This window comes from Collinsella aerofaciens ATCC 25986 (genome assembly GCF_964237925.1).
Lineage (GTDB): Bacteria > Actinomycetota > Coriobacteriia > Coriobacteriales > Coriobacteriaceae > Collinsella > Collinsella aerofaciens_BJ.
In genome coordinates this window covers 25,612-46,258 of sequence record NZ_CAXSKI010000012.1, presented here as the reverse complement: position 1 = coordinate 46,258, position 20,647 = coordinate 25,612, and the positions used below count along the sequence as shown (strand labels likewise).

Here is a 20,647-nt window from a genome sequence, read left to right as displayed (position 1 = left end):
GGTATCTAAGTTGAGATACCACTTCTGGTATATCAGCTTGCGTTTGCGTGAGTACAATACTCGAACGTTATACGTCTCAGCGCCTTCCGTGCGTGGACGTCTTGCAGTCACGCGAACGAAGGGATTTATCCTATGTGCGGAATTGTCGGCTACACCGGCTCTGATATTGCAAAGAACATCCTGGTCACAGGCCTTAAGCGCATGGAGTATCGCGGCTATGACTCCTCGGGCGTCGCGCTCGAGGTGGGCGAGGGCGCCGCGGCGCACCTCGACGTTATCCGCCGCGTGGGTAAGGTTGCGGGTCTGGAGAGCGAGCTTTCCAACATCGATAGCGACGCAACTTGCGGTATCGGTCACACCCGTTGGGCCACCCACGGCAAGCCTTCCGTCGTTAACGCTCATCCCCACACCAGCTGCGACGGTCGCATCGCCATCGTCCACAACGGCATTATCGAGAACTTCGCCGAACTGCGCGAGGAGCTGGAGGGCCGCGGCCATCACTTTAAGAGCGAGACCGATACGGAGGTCTTCGCGCATCTGATCGAAGAGGCCTATGCCGAGACGCACGACCTGATGGCCTCCGTGCGCGAGGCTTGCACCCATGTGGTAGGCGCCTACGGCCTGGCCGCCGTGTGCGCCGACGAGCCTGGCGTAATCGCCGTTGCCCGCAAAGACTCCCCGATTGTGGTCGGCGTGGGCGAGACCGGCTCCTACGTGGCCTCCGACGTCATCGCGCTCATCGACGCCACCCGCGATGTCGTGGTGCTCGAGGACGGTCAGTTTGCCAAGCTCACGCCCGCGGGCGTCGAGTATACCGACGAGGCCGGCAACGTGATCGAGCCCAAGGTCACCCACATCGATTGGGATCTAGACATGGCCGAAAAGGGCGGCTATCCCGACTTTATGCTCAAGGAGATCCACGAGCAGCCGCGCGTCGTGCGCGACACGCTGGTTGGCCGTATGACGCCTGCCGGCGAGCTCGATATCGACGAGCTGGGTCTGTCCCTCGAGGAGCTCAACGACATCGACCGTGTCTACGTGATCGCCTGCGGCACCAGCTATCACGCCGGCCTCATCGCAAAGAACCTTATTGAGGGCTGGGCTCGCATTCCCACCGAGGTTGAGGCTGCCAGCGAGTTCCGCTATCGCAACCCCATCATCACGCCGACGACGCTCGTCGTTGCCGTGTCCCAGTCGGGCGAGACGGCCGATACCCTCGCCGCCATTCGCGATGCGCGCATCAAGGGCGCCAAGGTCTTTGGCATCACCAACGTGGTGGGCAGTCCCGTGGCGCGCGAGAGCGACGGCGTCATCTATACCAAGGCCAACAAGGAGATCGCGGTCGCCTCGACCAAGAGCTTCATCGGCCAGGTTGTGAGCCTGACGCTGCTTGCTCTGCTGCTGGCGCAGGTCAAGTACCGTCTGACCACCAAGCAGGCGCGCATGCTGTTCCGCGAACTTTCCGATACGGCCGAGCAGATCCAGTGGATTTTGGATACCCAAACCGAGGCCGTGCACGAGGCCGCCCTGCTGTGCAAGGACGCGCAGTCGGCACTGTTCGTGGGCCGCGGTATGGGCGCTGCCATCTCCTACGAGGGCGCACTCAAGCTCAAGGAGGTCAGCTACCTGCACGCTGAGGCGTATGCTGCCGGCGAGATGAAGCACGGCCCCATCGCACTGATCGATCCGGGCTTCCCCGTCATCGCCGTGGCCACCAAGAGTGCCACCTACGACAAGACCGTGTCGAACCTTATGGAGTGCAAGGCGCGCGGTGCCAAGGTCATCGTCGTTGCCACCGAGGGTGACGAGGAGATCAACAAGATCGCCGACTGCATCATTCGCGTGCCGGCCGTCCGCGACGTGTTCAGCCCCATCACGGCGAGCGTCCCGCTGCAGCTGCTCGCCCGCGAGGTTGCCATCCTGCGCGGCTGCGACGTCGACCAGCCCCGAAACCTGGCAAAGAGCGTTACTGTTGAGTAGTTGGTTCCGCCATCCTAACAACTAAGGCCCGGCTCCGCGTCATCGGACGGAGCCGGGCCTTTTTGTGCGGAAAAACCACCACAAAGGTGCCTGTCCCCTTTGTGGTGGTTTTGGCAGGTTAGCGGAGCTTGCTGGTCTCGAAGTACTTGGGATATTGGTCCAGGACCTCGGTCTGGTTGCGGAACATCATATGCAGGTGCTTGCTGACCAAAAAGCTCGCCTCGATGGGGTCGCGGCCGGCGATGGCGCGGCGGATTTGCTTGTGCTCGTTAACAATCTCCTGATTGTCGAGCGTCTGCGTGGCGGCGCGCAGCCAGCGGAAGCGCTCCAGGTCGGCATTGGTCTCTTCGAGCCACGACCATACGGTGCTGCGGCATGCGATGCTAAAGATCATGCGGTGCATGAGGTTGTCGCTTAAAAAGAAGCCGATGCGATCCTCCTCGGCCATGGTCTTTTCCTGCAGCGCGATGGCTCGGTCGAGCTGCTCGATGCCTGCCGAGGTGGCACGGGCGCAGCACTCCACAATCACCTGCTTTTCCAGGTGCTCGCGAATGTAGCAGGCGCTCTCGGCAAGAGTGAGGTTGATGGGCGAGACATAGGTGCCGCTTTGGGGCACGGTGCGCACCAGGCCCTCTTGCGCCAGACGCACCAGCGCCTCGCGCACAGGGGTGCGTCCCATATCCAGGTCGTCGCAAAGCTGCTTGACGCCCAGCTTTTCGCCCGGCTTGTAGTCCAGGTAGACGATTTTGCGTCGAATGGTGTGGTAGGACTGGTCCTGCAGGCTCGTTTCCTGCTCGCCGACGTGCATCGATTCTTCCATAGTGCCTCACAACCGTTCTATCACACTCATATATCAGCTGTTAATTATGCCGCGAATCAGCTCTCCGCGGTGGGTAATTCGGCTGTCGTCCGAGAACTATTGCGGCACCTTAGTCTGTGTTTGCGCACGGCTGTGCTCAATGTTGCCGTATCATAAGCCGTCGCAAACGTGAAATAGAAAGAAGGAATCCCATATGCAACTGGCGAATATCGTACGCGAGCGCTGGAAGGGCGTCTTGTTCTGCCTGATCATTGCCATCCCCGCGACGTTGCTCGGCAAACAGGTTGAGGTGGTCGGCGGGCCGGTGTTTGCCATCCTCTTTGGCATGGTTCTGGCGCTCGTCTTTCCCAAGAATCGTCGCGACCAGCTTGCCGCCGGTGTCACCTATACGTCTAAAAAAGTCTTGCAGTACGCGGTAATCCTGCTTGGCTTTGGCATGAACCTCTCGCAGATTCTGTCCAAAGGCGCTCAGTCGCTGCCGATTATCGTGGCGACAATCTCGACCTCACTTGTCATCGCCTTCGTGCTCTGCCGCGTTATGAACGTGCCGGGCAAGATCGCGACGCTTGTAGGCGTGGGTTCGTCGATTTGCGGCGGTTCTGCCATCGCCGCGACCGCGCCCGTCATCGACGCCGACGATCGCGAGATTGCCCAGGCTATTTCGGTCATCTTCCTGTTTAACGTTATCGCGGCGCTCGTGTTTCCGACGCTCGGTGGCATGCTCGGGCTGACCAACGAGGGCTTTGGCCTGTTTGCCGGCACCGCCATCAACGACACCTCGTCGGTAACGGCTGCGGCGAGCGCCTGGGACAGCATGCATCCCGGCGCCAATGTGCTCGAGAGCGCCACGGTGGTCAAACTCACCAGGACGCTGGCCATTATTCCCATTACGTTGGTTCTCGCATGCTGGCAGATGCATCTGGCGCGCAAGGCCGGCGGCGACGCCAAAAGCACGTTTTCGCTTAAACGCGCGTTTCCCATGTTCGTGCTGTTCTTTGTGCTGGCGAGCGTAATCACCACGGTGCTTCAGCTTCCTGCATCCATTACGGCGCCCATCAAGGAGCTGTCGAAGTTCTTTATCGTGATGGCCATGGCGGCTATTGGTTTTAATACCGATATCGTCGAGCTGGTCAAAAAGGGTGGCAAGCCCATCGCATTGGGCTTTTGCTGCTGGATTGGCATTGCGTGCATGAGTTTGGGAATGCAGCACGTGCTGGGAATCTGGTAGAGAAGTAGCTTATTTGCGTGCTGCGTGCTTCGTGCTGGTGAGCGCATGCTTGCGGTGGAGCGATAGGAGCTCTTGCGGGTATGGCTTGTCCGCAGGTTTATAAGTCCCGAAGAGCTCTTATCGCCCCGCCAGGATGGCGATGCGGGGCAACACCTATACTCGCAGGACGGCGCTTTCTGCCCTATAGTGTTTGGTAAGCAATATCGTTCAATTTTGAAACACTCGGTCGTACGACCGTCGGCGGTTGCACGACGCCGCGGACAGGGGCAAATCATGGATAGCGATGCCAAACTGAACATCTTGACCGATGCCCTGGCTGCTGCCGGGGCCTCGGCATTGGCAATCGATGCGCATGGGGACGTCGCGATCTCGACCATGAATGACGCGGCGCTTGAGCGGGATGTGGCGGTTTTTGTCGCTGAGCGCCTCGACCGTATAGGAGACGGCGCGCGTCTGGTTATGGGGCGTGCGGGTACGCGCCTGAGCCTGACCGTTCGCCCCACCGACAAAGAGGGCGGGGGCCTTTGGGCCGTCGTGGTCCGCGAGGTGCGCGGTGCCGCGGCGCATGCGGGCGTCGAGTGGCTCAACGCCGACGAAGTTGAGGCCCGCTACGAATCGAGCGCGTACGGCATCGTTGAGGGTGCCGCTGCGGTGGCTGCACCAGTTGCCGAGAGCTACGCGCGCGGTGTGCCCCTTATGCTCGAGGGTGAGCTGGGAGCGGGTCAGGTTGAGATCGCCAAGCGCCTCTATCTGGACGGTCCTTTTGCCGATCAGCCCTTTGTTTCCGTTGCGCTCGATGAACTCACCGATCGCGGTTGGCGCCATATGCTCAAAAGCTCCGAATCGCCGCTGTTCCAAACGGGGCTGACCCTTTGCATTGAGGGCTGGAACGCGGTTGGCCCCCAGCGCCTCCGCGAGCTCGTTTCCACGATGGCCGACACCGCGTTGGCGACGCGCTGCCATGTGGTGCTGACGGCGAATGACATGCCGGGCGGCAGCGAAAGTGATCAAGCCGCCTTTGTGACCGAGCGCTTCGCCTGTGCGGTGAGCGTGGCGCCGGCAATCGCCGAGCAGGGAGCCGCGTCGACGAAGGTTGCGCGCTATTTGGAATATCTCGCTGATGCATTTGGGACGGCAGCGCCCACGCTGTCTGCCGCGGCGACGAAGACACTCGATGCTTACCGCTGGCCGCGCAACTATCTGCAGCTCCGCGAGGTCTCGGAACGACTGTATATATTGGTGGGGGCGGGCACGGTGGACCGCGCTGTGGCGGAGGAAGTGCTCGCCCAAGAGGACGTGATTAAGACCGCAACCTTTGGCGCCCCGACGCTCGAAAGTGACCTGTATATCCTGCGACCGCTGGCCGATACCGAGCGAGATATCGCGCATCTGGTTGTAGATCATCTCCACGGCAACCGAACCCGTGCGGCGGAGGTGCTGGGCATAAGCCGTACAACGCTGTGGCGCTTGCTGAAGGACGATGACCGTTGAGCGAGGCGCCCGTGACCGCGCGCGACGCGTGTGCTACAGTCCAAAGCGTTATTGTTTCGATTCGGTTACGGCGTGCGAGGGCATATGGCTGAGACTTCAAAACCGAGCCGCAGAAGGCGGAGTGCCGCGCCGGTCAACCGACGCACAACATCGGTGACGTGGGGTAAACACGCCTCGGGGTTTGACGGCTCGTTCAAGCGCACTAAATACGGCTATCCTTCGGCAAGCGCCCGCTTGGCCATGCAGGCAGAGTCCTCACTGTGGGGCCGTAAACGCGTGGTGGGCTCAAAGCTCAAGCACGATGGAACGCTCGGTTACATCAGCCGCGGGGCGGCTCGCCGCAGCGGACTCAATCCGGCTGGTTGGCATCGTTATGTTCCGATCGCGGTCGTCGTTGCAGTGATCGTCATCGCACTCGCTGCGCTTGGCTACGCCGGCGGTGGCGCCAACTTGGACGCAGTGTTTAAATCGCCCGAGCTCGCGCATGCAGGCACAGAAGTTATCGAGGGCGCTCAGACCCAGACAGGCGTCGCGCCCCAGCGCGGTATCGTCGCGGCGGCCACCACCATCGCCGACGCGCAAAAGGACGAAGATAAGCAAGGCGACGACGCCGAAACGGCCCAGACGAACGAAACGACGACTACTCAAATATCAACATAGCTTGCCGGCAGAAGGGGACGTTCCCTTTCTGCCGGCAGTTTGGGACACTCCTGCGCTACTTGACGTATACCACGTTGTCGCGGCGGGGTTTGGGCTCGGGTAGCGTGTCCTCGGCGTAGCCAAGAATGCAGTTACCGACACCGCGCAGGCTGCCGTCGGCGGGCAGGCCCCAGCTGGCCAGCAGCTCCAGGCCCTCGGGCGAGTCAAAGACCTCATGCGCGCGGTGAATCCAGCACGAATCGACACCCAGTGCATAGGCGGCGTTGAGCAAGTTGCCCATGGCGAGCGAGCCGTCTTCCAGATGTGTGGGCACGCTGCGGTCAACCAGCACCACCACAACGGTCTTGGCGCCATAGAAGGGGTCGCTGTTGCTGCTCATGACCTGGGCGTTGAGCTGTGAGAGACGCTCGACGGTCGCGGGGTCGGTGACGGCGACAAACGTCACCGGCTGGCGTCCCATGCCGCTCGGTGCATATTGGCCGGCTTCGATAATACGTGCAAGCTTTTCGGCCTCGACGGGACGATCGCTGTAGTTGCGGCAGCTGCGGCGGTGAATGAGTGCTTCGATAGTCTCCATGGTGTCTCCTTGCGGTGGCGTTGCAGATGCCCCGTTCATACCCGTCGGGCTCAAACGATAGACGGTCAATTGCCCGGCCAAAAGGATAGATTCCAATTGGGAAAGTAGGTTTGCATAAAAGTACCTTCAGAATGTGACAAACAAATGGGATGGTTAAACGTTTTATCCCGTCTACCCTGCGGTTTTTTACCACTTGCCTAAATGACGAACGCATAACCTCTGATAAAGGTTTTACTAAAGGAGTACCAACGTTTATCAATGCGCCGTGGTGGCGCCGGGCCAGGAGGTAACATCATGTTCCAGGCTGGAGATGTCGTCGAGACCGATTTCGAAGGATTTCTGAAGCTGCTGCGTTCCAAGACGCGCGCTTTCGTGTCGATCAACGATCACGAGTACTACATCACGCACACCGATGGCTATTGGCGTGTTCAGGATTGCGAGGCCCTCAACGACAAGGGCCACTTTACTGACTGTTCTGAGTTGGTCAACACGGTCTGCGAGGTCGTCGAGCTGCCGTGGATTGCCGGCAAGAGCCTGCATGACAGCTTCTCGGGCGCTACGGTCTATGAGGCCGTCGCCGCTTAACAGGCAATAAAACCCGATTTTCATGTGACCGCTGGCGCCGCCCCCGCGCCGGCGGTCTTTTTCTGCCGATAGGCCATAAAAATGCACGCATTTGCGGAGAGCCTGTTGACGATAGTCAAAACTCGGACTAATCTAGAGACACATAATTGGTCAAAAATCGGACAATTGAATGGTGGGATAGATGAATAGTGCGGTTACGCTGGTCGACTTCGATCGGTTGCTCAATGGACTCGACCATATCTATTCGGAGTTCTCGCGCGCCTGCGGCCTTTCGGACTGCGCCTATTGGATGCTCGTCGACACTAGCACGGCGGGCGGCAGTATTGCCGTAAGCCGTCTGACAAGCGAATGGTTCTACAGCAAGCAGACCATCAACTCGGCAATTAAAACCTTGACGGCGCGGGGCTTCGCAACGTTGGGGTTTGCCGAAGGCAGTCGTAAGAACAAGGTTGTGAGCCTGACCGAAGAGGGCAGGCGATTTGCCGAGCGTTATGCGCTGCCGGCACTCAAGGCCGAGCAGCGAGCCTTTGGCGCGCTTGAGCCATGTGAGCAGCGCGAGATTATGCGCTTGATCGGCAAATTCTCTCAGGTGCTCGGCGATGAGTGCGATGCCTTTAAGCAGCATATCGCTGCCGAGAGCCAAGCCGAGAATCAAGGTGAGGGGGAGTCGTGCGACTGTTAATGAGGTTTTTGAAGCCCTATCGAGGGCTTGTCGCAGTGACGCTGCTGGTGCTGCTGGTGGATAACGTCGGTACGCTGCTGGTTCCCACGATGCTGGCGAACATGGTCAACACCGGTATTACCACGGGCGATATCGACTACATTTTACGCAACGGCCTATACATGTTTATCGCGACCAGCATGGCTAGCGGCGGCACGGTGCTGGGCTGCTATCTTTCGGCGCGCCTGGCCGCCAACGTGGCTTGCGATATCCGCAATGCCGTGTACGACAAATCGCTCGAGCTCGCGGCCAGCGATTTTGAGCGCTTTGGCACCGGATCGATGATCACGCGCTCGCTCAACGACATCAACGTGATTCAGCAGGCGATTCTGCAGACGATTCAGCTGGTGCTGCCCGTGCCGTTTTTGGCTGTGGCGGGCATCATCTTCGCCTGGTTTATCGATCCCGCCATGGGCACGCTTCTGGGCGTAGTCGTTGCGATTGTGCTGGTGGCGGCGGTCTTTACGGTTGCCAACGCGGCGCCGATTTTTATGCGCCTACAGGGCTTTATCGACCGCATGAACGTGGTGCTGCGCGAGAATATTGTGGGCGTGCGCGTCATCCGTGCGTTTAACAAGGAGCGCCACGAGGAACGGCGTCTGGACGAGGTGTTTAGCGAATACGCCGCCAACGCCATCAAAGTCAACCACCTGTTTGTGGGCCTCGACAGCTCAAGCTTCTTTTTGATGAACATCGCCGAGGTGGCGGTGCTGTGGGTGGGCGGCAACCGCGTAGGCGCCCACGCCATGCAGATTGCGAGTATCTCGGCGGTGCTGGAGTATGCAATTCTGATCCTGTTCTTTGTGATGATGGCCCAGATGGTGGTGCTGACGCTTCCGCGTGCTGCCGCGTGCCTGAACCGTGCGCAGCAGGTGTTGGAGATTGAGCCGAGCATCGTCGATGGCGAGCGCACGCTGGATGACGGGGCGCGCGAGCCCCAAGACGAAGCCGATGCGGTGGCTGTGTTCGACCACATGTCGTTTCGCTTTGACGATGCCGACGAGGACACCCTGTGCGACCTGAGCTTTGCCTGCCGTCGCGGTCAGACGACTGCGATCGTTGGCTCGACAGGTTCGGGCAAGTCGACGGTGGCAAAGCTTCTGCTGCGCTTCCACGATGCCACCAAGGGCTCCATTCGCCTGAATGGTGTGGACCTGCGCGAGCTTACGCAAGATGAAATCCGCGGGCGCATTGCCTATGTGCCGCAGAAGGCGTGGCTGTTCTCGGGCACGGTAGCGAGCAACCTTCGCTTTGGTAACGAAGGCGCGACCGAGGGCGACATGCTTCACGCGCTTGAGGTTGCCCAGAGCACCTTTGTACTCGACCAACCGCAGGGGCTCGATACCCCGGTTGCCCAGGGCGGTACGAACTTTTCGGGCGGCCAGCGCCAGCGTTTGGCAATCGCCCGTGCGCTCATGAAGCATGCCGATCTATATATCTTCGATGACAGTTTTTCGGCCCTGGACTTTAAGACCGATGCCGCCCTGCGCCATGCGTTGCAAGACGAGACGCGTGACGCTGCGGTGCTCATCATCGCGCAGCGCATCTCGACGATCTTGCACGCCGACCAGATCGTCGTGCTCAAGGATGGCGAGGTTGTGGGTCTGGGCACGCATGGCGAGCTTATGGAAACCTGCGAGGTGTACCGTGCCATCGCGGAATCGCAGATGAAGGGAGGTGAGTAGCATGACCGAGGAGCTCAAGAAGCAGGGCGGCGTTGATGACGCCGCTGCCGCGGGACTGGTCGAGGAAACGGCTGCCGCGTCGACCGAGCTGGATGACGCCGCCAAGGCTGCGGCCGAGCGCGAGGCTCGCCGCCAAGCGCTCTACGAGGAAAACGAACGTGCCGAGGACGAGCGCGCCCGCGCCGAGGCAGAGCGTATGCGCGACGTGGACGACGAAGACGAGGACGAGACGCCTCGGGATACCTGGGCGACGGTGCGCCGCCTGTGGAGTGAGGCTGCCGGCGACCATTGGCGCTTCTATATCGTGTTCGCGAGCATTGTGTTCTATGTCATCTTTAACACTGCCGCGCCGGCATATAGCGCCCGCGTGATCGATGAGCTGTGGGGCCACATTCAGGTAGCGTTTGTCAACAACGCCACCTTCAGCATCACCTGGGAGAACTGTGGCAGGACTATCTTCATCTACTTTTTGATTTGGACGGCCGCCGCTTCGTTCTACGCGCTCCAGAGCTTTTTGATGTCGAGCGTGGCCGAACGCCTCAATCTACGCCTGCGCAACCGCATCGCGCAAAAGCTCAACCGTCTGCCGCTCGCCTATTTTGACGCGCATCGTCCCGGCGAGGTCGTCAGCCGCGCGACCAACGACCTGGACAAGATGTCCGAGAGCATGCAGCGCGGATTGCTGCAGCTGCTCGTGTCGATCGGCGCGGTTGTTGGTGCTGTGAGCGTGATGTTCGTGTTCAGCGTGCAGCTTACGCTCGTCTTTCTGTTCTTTACGGCACTGTCGCTGCTGGTGACGAAGGTCGTCTCGCGCCGCACACACGATGTGACGGGCGAGCGCCAGGAGTGGGTGTCCAAGATTACGAGTGCGGTCGAGGAAGGCTATTCGGGCCGTCTGGTGATCCGCGCGTTTAACCGCGAACGTCAGAGCTCCGCTGAGGTGCACGAGGCTTCGAAGGAACTGGCTCGTGTGAGCACCAAGGCCGACTTTATGATTAACGCCGTCGGCCCCGCGGTGCGCTTTATCGGCCGCCTGGCACAGATCGTGATTGCGATTGTGGGCTGCAGTATGCTGGTTGCCGGCCACATGACCGTCGGCGTGTTCCAGGCGTTCTTCCAGTTTATCTACGAGGCATCTGAGCCCATGACGCAGCTGTCGTTTACCTTCAACTCGCTGCAGAGCGCGCTGGCGAGTGCGGAGCGCGTGTTCGACCTGCTCGATGAGCCCGAGATGGAGGCCGATCCGCTGCCGGACGAGGCCGCCAAGCTGCCGGGTCGCGTGGAGGGCCGCGTCTCCTTTGAGCATGTGCGCTTTGGTTATTCGCCCGACAAGCCGCTTATGCGCGACGTGTCGTTTACTGCCGAGCCGGGCCAGAAGATCGCGGTGGTGGGAACCACGGGCGCAGGCAAGACGACGCTCATCAACCTGCTCATGCGCTTCTACGAGATTGACGGCGGGCGTATTACGCTCGACGGCGTGGATACGAGCCGCATGGATCGCGGCGAGCTACGTCAGCAGTTTGGCATGGTGCTGCAAGACGCCTGGCTATTCGATGGCACGATTGCCGAGAACATCGCCTACGGCTGCCCCGAGGCAACGCGCGACGAAATTGTGGCCGCCGCTCGTGCCGCGCAGGTCGACTTCTTCGTGCGCACCATGCCGCAGGGCTACGACACGCGCGTGGCCAACGATGCCGAAAGCATCAGCCAGGGCCAGCGTCAGCTGCTGACCATCGCACGCGTGCTGCTCAACAACCCGGCGATTCTCATCCTGGACGAGGCGACCTCAAGCGTGGACACGCGTACCGAGCTTGCCATCGGCCGTGCCATGGACGCGCTTATGCGCGGGCGCACGAGCTTTGTGATCGCGCATCGCCTGTCGACGATCGTGGACGCCGACCTGATCTTGGTCATGGACCACGGCAACATTATCGAGCAGGGCACGCATAAGGAGCTGCTCGCAGCCGAGGGCGCTTATGCCGACCTCTATCTGAGTCAGTTCGCATAATGTGACAAAGGGACAGTCCCTTTGTCACATCAAAAGGAATGGCGCGCCGGGGATTGATTCCCTGGCGCGCCTTTTGCGTCGGTGCCGATGTCGTTTTGTGCCGCTTGCGTTCCTAACGTTCGTCCATGAGCTTGGCGACGAGGGTTTTGAGCTCGGCCACCTCTCGCTCGAGTTCTTTGACGCGGCGGGCATTCTCGGTGATGCCCTGGCGGTTGAGGGCACTCTGCTCGGCGGCGTCATCGGGCATGTACTCGCGATGCTGCTTGGCGTCGAAACTCTCCTCGAACACGCGGCAGCCGTTGCGCTTGATGATGCGTCCCGGCACGCCCACGACGGTGCAGTTGTCGGGCACGTCCTTAACGACGACCGAGTTGCCGCCGATCTTGACGTTGTTGCCGATGCGGATGTTGCCGAGCACCTTGGCGCCCGTGCCCACCGTGACATTGTTGCCCAGGGTGGGGTGACGCTTGCCGGTCTCGTTGCCGGTGCCGCCGAGCGTGACGCCCTGGTAGAGCACACAGTTGTCGCCCACAATGGTGGTCTCGCCGATGACGACGCCCATGGCGTGGTCGATAAAGAAGTGCTTGCCAATCTGCGCGGCAGGGTGAATCTCGACGCCGGTGATGTGGCGGGTGATTTGCGAGAGCACGCGGGCGAGCGAGCGATGACCGTGCTCCCACAGCCAGTGCTCGGGCACGTGGTTCCACTTGGCGTGCAGGCCAGGATAGGAAAGGAAGATGACCAGACCGTTTTGCGCGGCGGGGTCCTGCGCCTGGACGGTCTTGATGTCCTCGCGAATGGTATTGATAAAGCTCACCGGCCGCCCTCCCTTAGCGCCATGGCAATGCGATTCAATAAAGTATAGCGATTCGCTAGGGATTAAAAAGGACAATCTTGGCGGCTTTGCGCTACAAGTGTCAGTTATGCAAACTTGCTGGTAATGGAGTCATGCTTTTGTGGGGTTGCGCACGAGGGGGCACCGCAACCGTATACTGGTCAACTTGGACGTATCCGCGCCCACAACTGAGAGGTTTTACTTCATGGGTTTCATCAATTTTATTGCCGAGCTGCTTAAGGACCCGCGCACCGCGATCGCCAGCTGGATCGCCGCCGGCCCGCTTATGGCCTACGGCTGCGTATTCCTGATCATCTTTATCGAGACGGGCGTGGTGTTCTTCCCGTTCCTTCCCGGTGATTCGCTGCTGTTCGCCTCGGGTTTCTTTGCCCACAACGGCGGCTTTAACATCGTGGCGCTTCTGGCCACCGCATGGGCCGCTGCCATTTTGGGCGATCAGTGCAACTTTATGATCGGCCACTTCTTTGGCCGCAAGATCATCGCTTCGGGCAAGGTCAAGGCCATGACGCCCGAGCGCATCAAAAAGTCCGAGGACTTCTTGGACAAGTGGGGTCACCTGGCCATCTTCCTGGGTCGCTTCTTCCCGTTTATCCGCACCTTTGTGCCCTTTATCGCTGGCATGGGCGGCATGCACTGGCGCAACTTTGTCGTCTTTAACGTGCTGGGCGGCATTACCTGGTCGACGGTCTTTACGCTGCTGGGCTACTTCTTTGGCGGCATTCCCTTTGTGCAGGAGCACTTTGAGCTGCTGATTATCGGCATCGTTGCCGTGTCGATCATCCCGACCGTGGTCGGTCTGGTTAAGGCCAAGCTGGGCAAATAGAACGCGTAGCTCGAGCCAGCGCGCAAACCGTGCCGTTGAGGCCCGTCACCGCTTACGGTGGCGGGCCTCTTCAGCTTCGGTCAAATGAAAATACTTTAGTTAGTTAAAGAAAAACGTTTTATCCGACGCGCGTGCGGAGTACAATCTCGTGCATGCGAATCGACGTACCATCGGCTTTGATGCTGTTCGCGTGTCCCGTCCGGCTCTACGCTCCGGGCGTGCGACGTTGCGACGCGGTCGGCCTCGGTCCTTGCGTGCGGGTTCGCGAGTATGCAACTGTGTATGTAAGGAGCGACATATGACTGTCGAGAAGAAGGATATCGATTGGGGTAGCCTCGGCTTTGGCTACATGAAGACCGATTACAGCTACGAGGCCCATTGGAAGGACGGCGAGTGGGACGAGGGTGGCCTGACCACCGACCACACCCTGCATGTCTCCGAGTGCGGCGGCATCTTCCATTACTGCCAGGAGGTCTTTGAGGGCCTGAAGGCCTACACCGCCGAGGACGGCAGCATCGTCTGCTTCCGCCCCGACATGAACGCCGAGCGTATGTACAACTCTGCGCAGCGCCTCGAGATGCCCCCGTTCCCCAAGGACAAGTTCGTCGAGGCTGTCAAGCAGGTCGTTTCTGCAAACGCCGCCTGGGTTCCGCCCTTCGGTTCCGGTGCGACCCTGTACGTGCGTCCGTTTATGATCGGCTCCGGTGACGTGATTGGCGTGGCTCCCGCTCCTGAGTACACGTTCCGCATTCTCGTGACCCCGGTCGGTCCGTACTTTAAGGGTGGCCTTAAGCCCGTTAAGCTGCGCGTTTCCGAGTACGACCGTGCCGCACCGCACGGCACCGGCAATATCAAGGCCGGCCTGAACTACGCCATGTCCCTCAAGCCCACGATGGAGGCCCATCGCGAGGGCTATGCCGAGAACCTGTATCTCGACTCCGAGTCCCGCACCTATGTCGAGGAGACCGGCGGCGCCAACGTCCTGTTCGTGAAGGAGGACGGTACGCTCGTCGTTCCGCAGTCGCACACCGACTCCATCCTGCCTTCCATCACCCGTCGTTCGCTCGTCCAGGTTGCTCAGGACCTGGGCATGACCGTTGACCAGCGCCCCGTCGAGTGGGCAGAGGTCAAGGCCGGCACTTTTGTGGAGTGCGGCCTGTGCGGCACCGCTGCCGTCATCTCCCCGGTCGGCGAGATCGACAACAAGGTTTACGGTGCCGACGAGACTGTGACCTTCCCGGCTGGCTACACCGAGATCGGTCCCGTGATGAAGAAGCTCCGCGAGACCCTGACGGGCATCCAGTCCGGTGCTGTCGAGGATAAGCACAACTGGGTTTACACCGTCGCGTAATTAGCCTTTCCTGTCCGGGCGGAGAGCAAGTTCCCTCCCGGCGCGTCCTCGGACATGCAAGAAGCCCTCGCTGCGCACTTCGTGCGGCGAGGGCTTCTTTCGTCCTGCGGAGTGCGCCGGGAGGGAACTTGCTCTCCGCCCTGCGGGCTCGGCGATGTCATAACGAACAATAACTAATCTGAATTAAAGATGGTGCGCGGCCTTTTGGCCGCGCTTTTGTTTTGCTTCGCGCCATGTGGGGGTGGTGGCGACGTGCATTTTTCCGAGTATTCTGCAATCGAAGGCCCTTGCATACCGACCTCGGGCGAAAAATCGGGATTTATCGATGTTTTCTACGAATGATGGGCGGGGTTATGGGCTGACAGCGTTTGATTTGCAGGGAAATGCGCGTCTTTGGCATTTATCGGGGCGCTCGAAGCTGTCGGGCATGCTGAATACTCCCAAAAATGCACGGCGCCTTGAGGGGGACCTTCGCGACAAAGGAAACCGCCCCGTCGAAGTATGCATTCGACGGGGCGGTGTATTCATATACCCGATTAAAGATACGCTGCGGATCTGTTAGAACTTGACGGTCGGTGCCTGGCGGGCGGCTTCAGCTGCCTCGAAGCCCTGGCGCTCCTTAAACTGGAAGATGCCGGCAAAGATGACGGCCGGGAACGTCTGGATGGCGTTGTTGTAGCTGAGCACGCAGTCGTTGTAGCTTTGGCGTGCATAGCTAATCTTGTTCTCGGTATCCTCGAGCGATGCCTGGAGCTGCGTAAAGTTGGTGTTCGCCTTAAGGTCGGGGTAGGCCTCGGCCACGGCAAAGAGCTGGCGCAGCGCACCGGTCAGCACGTTGTCGGCTTCCATCTTGGCCTCAGGGGTGGTGGCGCTCACGGCGGTGTTGCGCGCGCTGATCACGGCGGAGAGCGTCTCCTGCTCGTGCTTGGCGTAGCCCTTGACGGTCTCCACCAGGTTGGGGATCAGGTCGTTGCGGCGCTGCAGTTGCGTGTCGATGTTCTGCCAGGCGTTATCGATGCGATTGCGCTTGGTGACCATGTTGTTGTAGATGCCGGCGATGGCGCAGACAATCACAACGACAACAACGATACCGATGATGATGGTAGCCATGATGTCTCCGTTTCGAATGGCCGCGGCGTTTCGCGCCAGCTGCCGTTAGTGTGACGGTATTTAGTATACCCACAACCTTTGACGGTGCCGAACTTTCCGGTAAGCGTTATGTTTCAACCAGGGAGGGGGCGCCAATATCGAACGGGCGGTACAGGTGTAAGATATGCGACAAATTAAGGAATGCTGTCTACGCCTTGAGGATGGCGATACGGATGGACCTTCGCATCAAGAAAACCTATCGTGCCCTGTTCGATGCCTTTACCGAGCTTTTGGAAGAGCATCGGTTTGAGGAGCTGACGGTCGCCATGCTGTGCGACCGGGCCTTGATTCGCCGCACGACGTTCTATAAGCACTTTCGCGATAAAAACGATTACTTCGCCTTTTATATCGATGAGCTCATGTCGGGCTTGCCGCAAAAACAGCCCCATGAGGCCGGCGCAGTGTCTGCCGAGGACGTGCGCGCGCTTCGACACGCGATTTTGGACGATGCCATGGATTTGATTCTGGCGCACGAGCAGCTCATGGATAATATTTTGGCAAGCAGCATGTCGGGCATGCTGACCAACGTTATTTGCGACCGTATTGCCCGCTCCATCCGCGAGCGTGTGATGAACGTGCTTGCCGAGGATGCCCTGGCCCCCGTGTCACTCGAGACGACGTCAGAGTTTGTCGCCGGCGGTATTATTCGACTTTTCACGATATGGTGGGAGTCGGGTCACGACCTCGAGCGTCGACCCGAGATGGCCGACGTGGTCGATGCGCTGTTCGAGCGAACCATGACGCCGGTGCATCACTAGAAGTGGCGGAGAGAGGGGGATTCGAACCCCCGGAACGCTCTCGCGCTCAACGGTTTTCAAGACCGCCGCATTCAACCGCTCTGCCATCTCTCCGTGAGTCGTAATGATAGCATCGTTTTGAATTTGCAACAGGGAAGGCGAACGATGACGATCACCGAAATCGACGAGAAGTTCATGCGCGAGGCGCTGGTGGAGGCTCGCGCCGCCGCTGAGGTGGGCGAGGTACCGATTGGTGCCGTGGTGGTGCGCGCGGGTGAGATTGTCGCGCGGGCGCATAATCGTCGCGAGCTCGATCAGGACCCTTCGGCGCATGCAGAGTTCGCGGCCCTGTGCGCTGCCGCTCGGTCGCTCGGTCGCTGGCGTCTTTCCGATTGCACGGTCTACGTGACGCTCGAGCCCTGCTGTATGTGCGCGGGGCTTATGGTTAACGCGCGCGTGGGGCGCTGCGTGTATGGCGCGGCTGATGCCAAGGCGGGCGCGCTGGGTTCGCTGTATGACCTGAATGCCGATTCGCGCCTGAATCATCGGTTTAACGTACATGCCGGCGTGCTGGCGGATGAGTGTCGCGAGGTGTTGAGTGGCTATTTTAGTGGGCTTCGTGGCACCGATGCTGCTGGCTGCGGTTGTGGGGCCGATCTTGAGGCGCATACCGCTCATGCCGAGGCGCTCGCGTGTGCCGAAGATGCTGCCGTTGAGGCGGTTGACTTTGGTCCCGTGTGCCGTCGGCCCCGCCGTGTGCTGCTGGCGATTGATTCCTTTAAGGGTAGCGTTTCGAGTGCACAGGCGGAGGCGGCGGTTGTCGAGGGTGTACGCCGCGTGTGGCCCGATGCCGAGGCGTGCACATTGCCGCTGGCAGATGGTGGCGAGGGAACGCTCGACGCCGTTGCCGCCTGCGGTGGTGAGCTTGTGACCTGCGAGGTTGCAGGCCCCTTGGGCGACCGCGTGTCTGCCCGGATGCTGGTGGACGGCGAGCGCGATTCGGCTGTAATTGAGATGGCCGAGGCGGCGGGTATTGGGTACTCGCCCTGCACGGAGTCGGCGGCGTTGGCGGCCACAACCTATGGCGTGGGTGAGCTGATGCTCCGTGCGGTTCGTGCCGGGGCAAAGACTATCTATATTGGTCTGGGCGGCAGTGCCACCAACGACGGCGGCGCCGGCATGCTGCAGGCGCTGGGCGCGCGTGTGGTCGATGATCAGGGCTGCGATGTCGCCCCCGGTCTTGCCGGCCTTGAGCAGGTGGCGAGCGTTGATTTGGCGCCAGCGCTTCGGGCACTGAACGGCGCTCGTATCGTCGTGCTTTCCGATGTCGAGAATCCGCTCGTGGGACGTCGAGGCGCACTGGCGGTGTTTGGCGGACAGAAGGGCCTTCCGGCGGATGATGCCGAGGCGCTGCGCAGGCACGACAGCTGGGTGGTCGGCTACGGTCGCTTGCTCGACGCGGCAATTGCCGAGGCACGGGCCCAAGGGCTGCTGTGTGCACCCGAGGGTGCACGGACGTTCGGCTCGGTGCTCGGTGTGCCCGGCGCTGGTGCCGCCGGTGGTCTGGGAGCAGCGCTGTTGGCTCTCGGCGCCGAGTTGCGCTCGGGCGTAGAAACCGTGCTCGACCTCGTGGGGTTTGACGAGCGCGTGCGCGATGTCGACCTGGTCATTACGGGCGAGGGCAATATGGATGAACAGTCCGCCGCTGGAAAGGCACCGGTGGGCGTGGCGCGTCGCGCCAAGCGATATGGCAAGCCGGTAGCCGCCGTCGTGGGCGGTCGCGCTGACAACCTGGATGCGGTGTATGGGCAGGGTGTCGATCTGGTTCTGCCGGTCTGCCGCAAGCCCATGAGCCTTGAGGATGCGCTTGGCATGCAGGAGGCTGTAGCCAATTTGGCGTGCGCAGGCGAGGGGGCTGCCCGAGCATACGATCTTGGTCGCATATAGATATAAATATCCAATTTGATTTGCCTGTCTAGCTCGTTATTTGTAAATATACGTTAATGACGCTGGCATTTTACGGTCTATACTATTGTCATATCACTGGTTTCGTATCCACCCGTCTGTAAACGGGAAGTGAATGAAAGGAGCTAGGATGTGCAGATTGGGAGGTGCGCTTAAGCGCGCGGCTACGGTTGGTGTGGTGGTGGCGCTGACGTTAGGCATGGCCACCCCGGCGACCATGTCATTCGCAGACGATGCCGCAGGGGACGCCGGACAATCGTCCGCGTTGGAGCAGAATCAGAAGATGGCGACCGAGCTTGACGAGAATCTGGAGACAAGGGTCACGCTTTCGTTCCCGGGCAAGCGCGAGGCCGAGCCGTCCGACGTTGTGTTTGTGCTCGATAAGTCCGGCGCCTCTGCGCAGATGGACATCTACAACCAGGCCAAGGGGTTCCTGAGCCAGATTAGCCAGAAGGCCAAGGATGATGGTCTGGACATCAAGGTCGGCGTAGTCCTCTTCAACAAGAAGGGCAACATCCAGCAGCAGTTGACCGACGTCGTCACGGGTTATGATGACATTCTTGCTGCAATGAATTCGAGCGTTCGCTCCGGCACCAACATGGACGCTGGCCTTCTTGCTGCCAAGAGCATTCTTGACGCGGACACTGCCGTTAAGGCCGAGAACAAGCACGTCATCCTGATCAGCGACGGTGCAACCTACCTTTACTGCAAGAATGGCGATTACGCCACCCCGTATACGAGGTCGTTTGGAAAAGTTGAGGGTGGCAAGAACTTCATGGGTGGCATCTGGGAGTGGCAGTCCCGCGAGTACCATACTAATAACGCCTGGAAGAAGTTCTCTGACGGCTCGAACTTCATTTTCTCGCAGGCCATGAAGAGCCCCGAGAAGCTCGGTGAGTATCTCGCCTACTATCGCGATCAGTACCAGAATTCCGACAAAAACTGGGCTCAGTACGACTACGAGTACACCGCTGAGGCAGCCGATGCCGGAACCACGAATCCTATTCCCATCGATGTTACCGCTCCCTGCAACATCGATGTTGCCTTCTGGAGCACGGATGATACCTTCCAGTCGATGGTCAACGCCGGCTACGACATGAACGTTTACTACAAGAACGCCGCCGACTTTGATGGCCAGGTATTCCTGCAGTACCTCACCAGGAATTCCAACAATGGTCAGCTCGACACTGACTTTGCCGATATCAAGGCTAAGCTTGTTGACAAGATTGCCGCCGGCTCGACGGTCGAGGACTTTATTGGCGCTGACTTTGACTTTGTCAATGATCCCGCCAAGATCAGTCTGACCGCCAACGGCGAGAAGCTTGCCCCCGAGAAAATCGACGACGGTGTCTACGGCTTTGGCAAGCTTGCGAACGGCTCCTATAGGTTCACCTTGGAATACGTGAATGGCGACCAGGAGATGCTCAAGCTTACGCTGAGCGAGGCTGCATCTCCGAGCAAACCCGTCGTGCTCGAGTACAGCGAGCGCTTGGTTAACGTGCCTACCGAGCCCGGTACTCATACTCTTAAGGTCAACGAGAGCGCAATCCTGCAGCCCATTGACGGCAACGGCATGCGCGGCGATGCGTATGAGTTCCCGGTTCCGACGGTTACCTACACGGTTGCTGCCCCCGAGCCTAAGCCCGAGCCCGAGGCTAAACCCACTAAGCCGAGCGATAAGAAGCCCGTCAAGACGACGAAGGACGAGAAGGGCACCATGCCGATGACGGGTGATACCTTCTCAATTCTGCCCGTCATTGGGCTGGTCGTAGCCGGTGCAGCCGTTTGCGCTGCCGGCATTATCCTTAAGCGCCGTAATCACTAACGGCGTTTCGCTTCCCAGCGCTTATGCAACGCTTGAATGCTCTCTGCGAAGCAACTGATGGGGCGCGGTCGCATACTTGCGACCGCGCCTTTTGCTGCCGTGCACTCATGTGGTTTTCCCTTTGATCGCGGGGCATCTTGCCCCATCGGACGGGAGCGGGTAAGATATACCAAGCGCCTAGCGCGT

General features: G+C 60.0%; 17 protein-coding genes and 1 tRNA gene. 13 read left to right on the top strand and 5 right to left on the bottom strand.

What is annotated here, in order from left to right:
* Positions 1-132 precede the first annotated feature (132 nt).
* Complete coding sequence (gene glmS, locus ACESWY_RS06920; RefSeq protein WP_117582939.1) at positions 133-1,980, top strand: glutamine--fructose-6-phosphate transaminase (isomerizing); 1,848 nt, start codon at positions 133-135, stop codon at positions 1,978-1,980.
* A gap of 118 nt (positions 1,981-2,098) precedes the next feature.
* Here glmS and ACESWY_RS06915 read toward each other — a convergent pair whose 3' ends face one another.
* Entirely contained in the window at positions 2,099-2,800 is a 702-nt protein-coding gene (locus ACESWY_RS06915) for a GntR family transcriptional regulator (protein WP_343007642.1), read from the bottom strand.
* Positions 2,801-2,993: 193 nt separating this feature from the next.
* Between ACESWY_RS06915 and ACESWY_RS06910 the strand changes: the two genes are divergently transcribed.
* The 3 genes from ACESWY_RS06910 (at position 2,994) to ACESWY_RS06900 (ending at position 6,179) form a co-directional block, all read left to right on the top strand.
* Positions 2,994-4,028, top strand: coding sequence for a YeiH family protein (locus ACESWY_RS06910; protein ID WP_373093513.1), 1,035 nt, complete (start codon positions 2,994-2,996; stop codon positions 4,026-4,028).
* 273 nt (positions 4,029-4,301) lie between these two features.
* Positions 4,302-5,519 (top strand): helix-turn-helix domain-containing protein, encoded by a 1,218-nt coding sequence (locus ACESWY_RS06905; RefSeq protein WP_373093511.1) that lies wholly within the window; start codon positions 4,302-4,304, stop codon positions 5,517-5,519.
* Positions 5,520-5,672: 153 nt separating this feature from the next.
* A complete protein-coding gene (locus tag ACESWY_RS06900; protein WP_373093509.1) occupies positions 5,673-6,179 on the top strand; it encodes a hypothetical protein in 507 nt (168 codons plus the stop codon).
* Positions 6,180-6,234: 55 nt separating this feature from the next.
* Here the strand turns inward: ACESWY_RS06900 and ACESWY_RS06895 are convergent, their stop codons facing one another.
* Positions 6,235-6,756 (bottom strand): nitroreductase family protein, encoded by a 522-nt coding sequence (locus ACESWY_RS06895; RefSeq protein WP_373093507.1) that lies wholly within the window; start codon positions 6,754-6,756, stop codon positions 6,235-6,237.
* Between the two features lie 294 nt (positions 6,757-7,050).
* On the opposite strand from ACESWY_RS06895, the gene ACESWY_RS06890 reads away from it, so the two are divergent.
* From ACESWY_RS06890 to ACESWY_RS06875, 4 genes are all read left to right on the top strand, one after another.
* Complete coding sequence (locus tag ACESWY_RS06890; RefSeq protein WP_006235631.1) at positions 7,051-7,341, top strand: hypothetical protein; 291 nt, start codon at positions 7,051-7,053, stop codon at positions 7,339-7,341.
* 181 nt (positions 7,342-7,522) lie between these two features.
* Positions 7,523-8,023 (top strand): MarR family winged helix-turn-helix transcriptional regulator, encoded by a 501-nt coding sequence (locus ACESWY_RS06885; protein WP_138113561.1) that lies wholly within the window; start codon positions 7,523-7,525, stop codon positions 8,021-8,023.
* On the top strand, positions 8,023-9,747 hold the full coding sequence (locus ACESWY_RS06880) for an ABC transporter ATP-binding protein (protein WP_227790785.1): 1,725 nt from the start codon (positions 8,023-8,025) through the stop codon (positions 9,745-9,747). The genes ACESWY_RS06885 and ACESWY_RS06880 overlap by 1 nt, the downstream gene beginning before the upstream one ends.
* A 1-nt stretch (position 9,748) precedes the next feature.
* The gene (locus ACESWY_RS06875; protein ID WP_373093503.1) at positions 9,749-11,755 is read left to right on the top strand and encodes an ABC transporter ATP-binding protein; all 2,007 of its coding nucleotides are present in this window, start codon (positions 9,749-9,751) and stop codon (positions 11,753-11,755) included.
* 112 nt (positions 11,756-11,867) lie between these two features.
* Here the strand turns inward: ACESWY_RS06875 and cysE are convergent, their stop codons facing one another.
* The gene (gene cysE, locus ACESWY_RS06870; RefSeq protein ID WP_346965035.1) at positions 11,868-12,572 is read right to left on the bottom strand and encodes a serine O-acetyltransferase; all 705 of its coding nucleotides are present in this window, start codon (positions 12,570-12,572) and stop codon (positions 11,868-11,870) included.
* 223 nt (positions 12,573-12,795) lie between these two features.
* Here cysE and ACESWY_RS06865 point away from each other — a divergent pair, with 223 nt between their 5' ends.
* Entirely contained in the window at positions 12,796-13,434 is a 639-nt protein-coding gene (locus ACESWY_RS06865) for a DedA family protein (protein WP_138113555.1), read from the top strand.
* 298 nt (positions 13,435-13,732) lie between these two features.
* Positions 13,733-14,785: a branched-chain amino acid aminotransferase gene (locus tag ACESWY_RS06860; RefSeq protein ID WP_035138743.1), complete on the top strand. Its 1,053-nt coding sequence runs from the start codon at positions 13,733-13,735 to the stop codon at positions 14,783-14,785.
* Between the two features lie 558 nt (positions 14,786-15,343).
* On the opposite strand, the gene ACESWY_RS06855 is transcribed toward ACESWY_RS06860, so the two are convergent.
* The gene (locus ACESWY_RS06855) at positions 15,344-15,895 is read right to left on the bottom strand and encodes a LemA family protein (RefSeq protein ID WP_199409032.1); all 552 of its coding nucleotides are present in this window, start codon (positions 15,893-15,895) and stop codon (positions 15,344-15,346) included.
* A gap of 212 nt (positions 15,896-16,107) precedes the next feature.
* Here ACESWY_RS06855 and ACESWY_RS06850 point away from each other — a divergent pair, with 212 nt between their 5' ends.
* A complete protein-coding gene (locus tag ACESWY_RS06850) occupies positions 16,108-16,692 on the top strand; it encodes a TetR/AcrR family transcriptional regulator (RefSeq protein WP_373093500.1) in 585 nt (194 codons plus the stop codon).
* A gap of 3 nt (positions 16,693-16,695) precedes the next feature.
* On the opposite strand, the gene ACESWY_RS06845 is transcribed toward ACESWY_RS06850, so the two are convergent.
* A tRNA-Ser gene (locus ACESWY_RS06845) sits at positions 16,696-16,785 on the bottom strand.
* A 51-nt stretch (positions 16,786-16,836) separates the two neighbouring features.
* Here ACESWY_RS06845 and tadA point away from each other — a divergent pair.
* Both tadA and ACESWY_RS06835 read left to right on the top strand, forming a co-directional pair.
* Positions 16,837-18,618 (top strand): tRNA adenosine(34) deaminase TadA, encoded by a 1,782-nt coding sequence (tadA, locus tag ACESWY_RS06840; protein ID WP_373093498.1) that lies wholly within the window; start codon positions 16,837-16,839, stop codon positions 18,616-18,618.
* Between the two features lie 148 nt (positions 18,619-18,766).
* Entirely contained in the window at positions 18,767-20,461 is a 1,695-nt protein-coding gene (locus ACESWY_RS06835; protein ID WP_373093496.1) for a vWA domain-containing protein, read from the top strand.
* Positions 20,462-20,647: the final 186 nt, after the last annotated feature.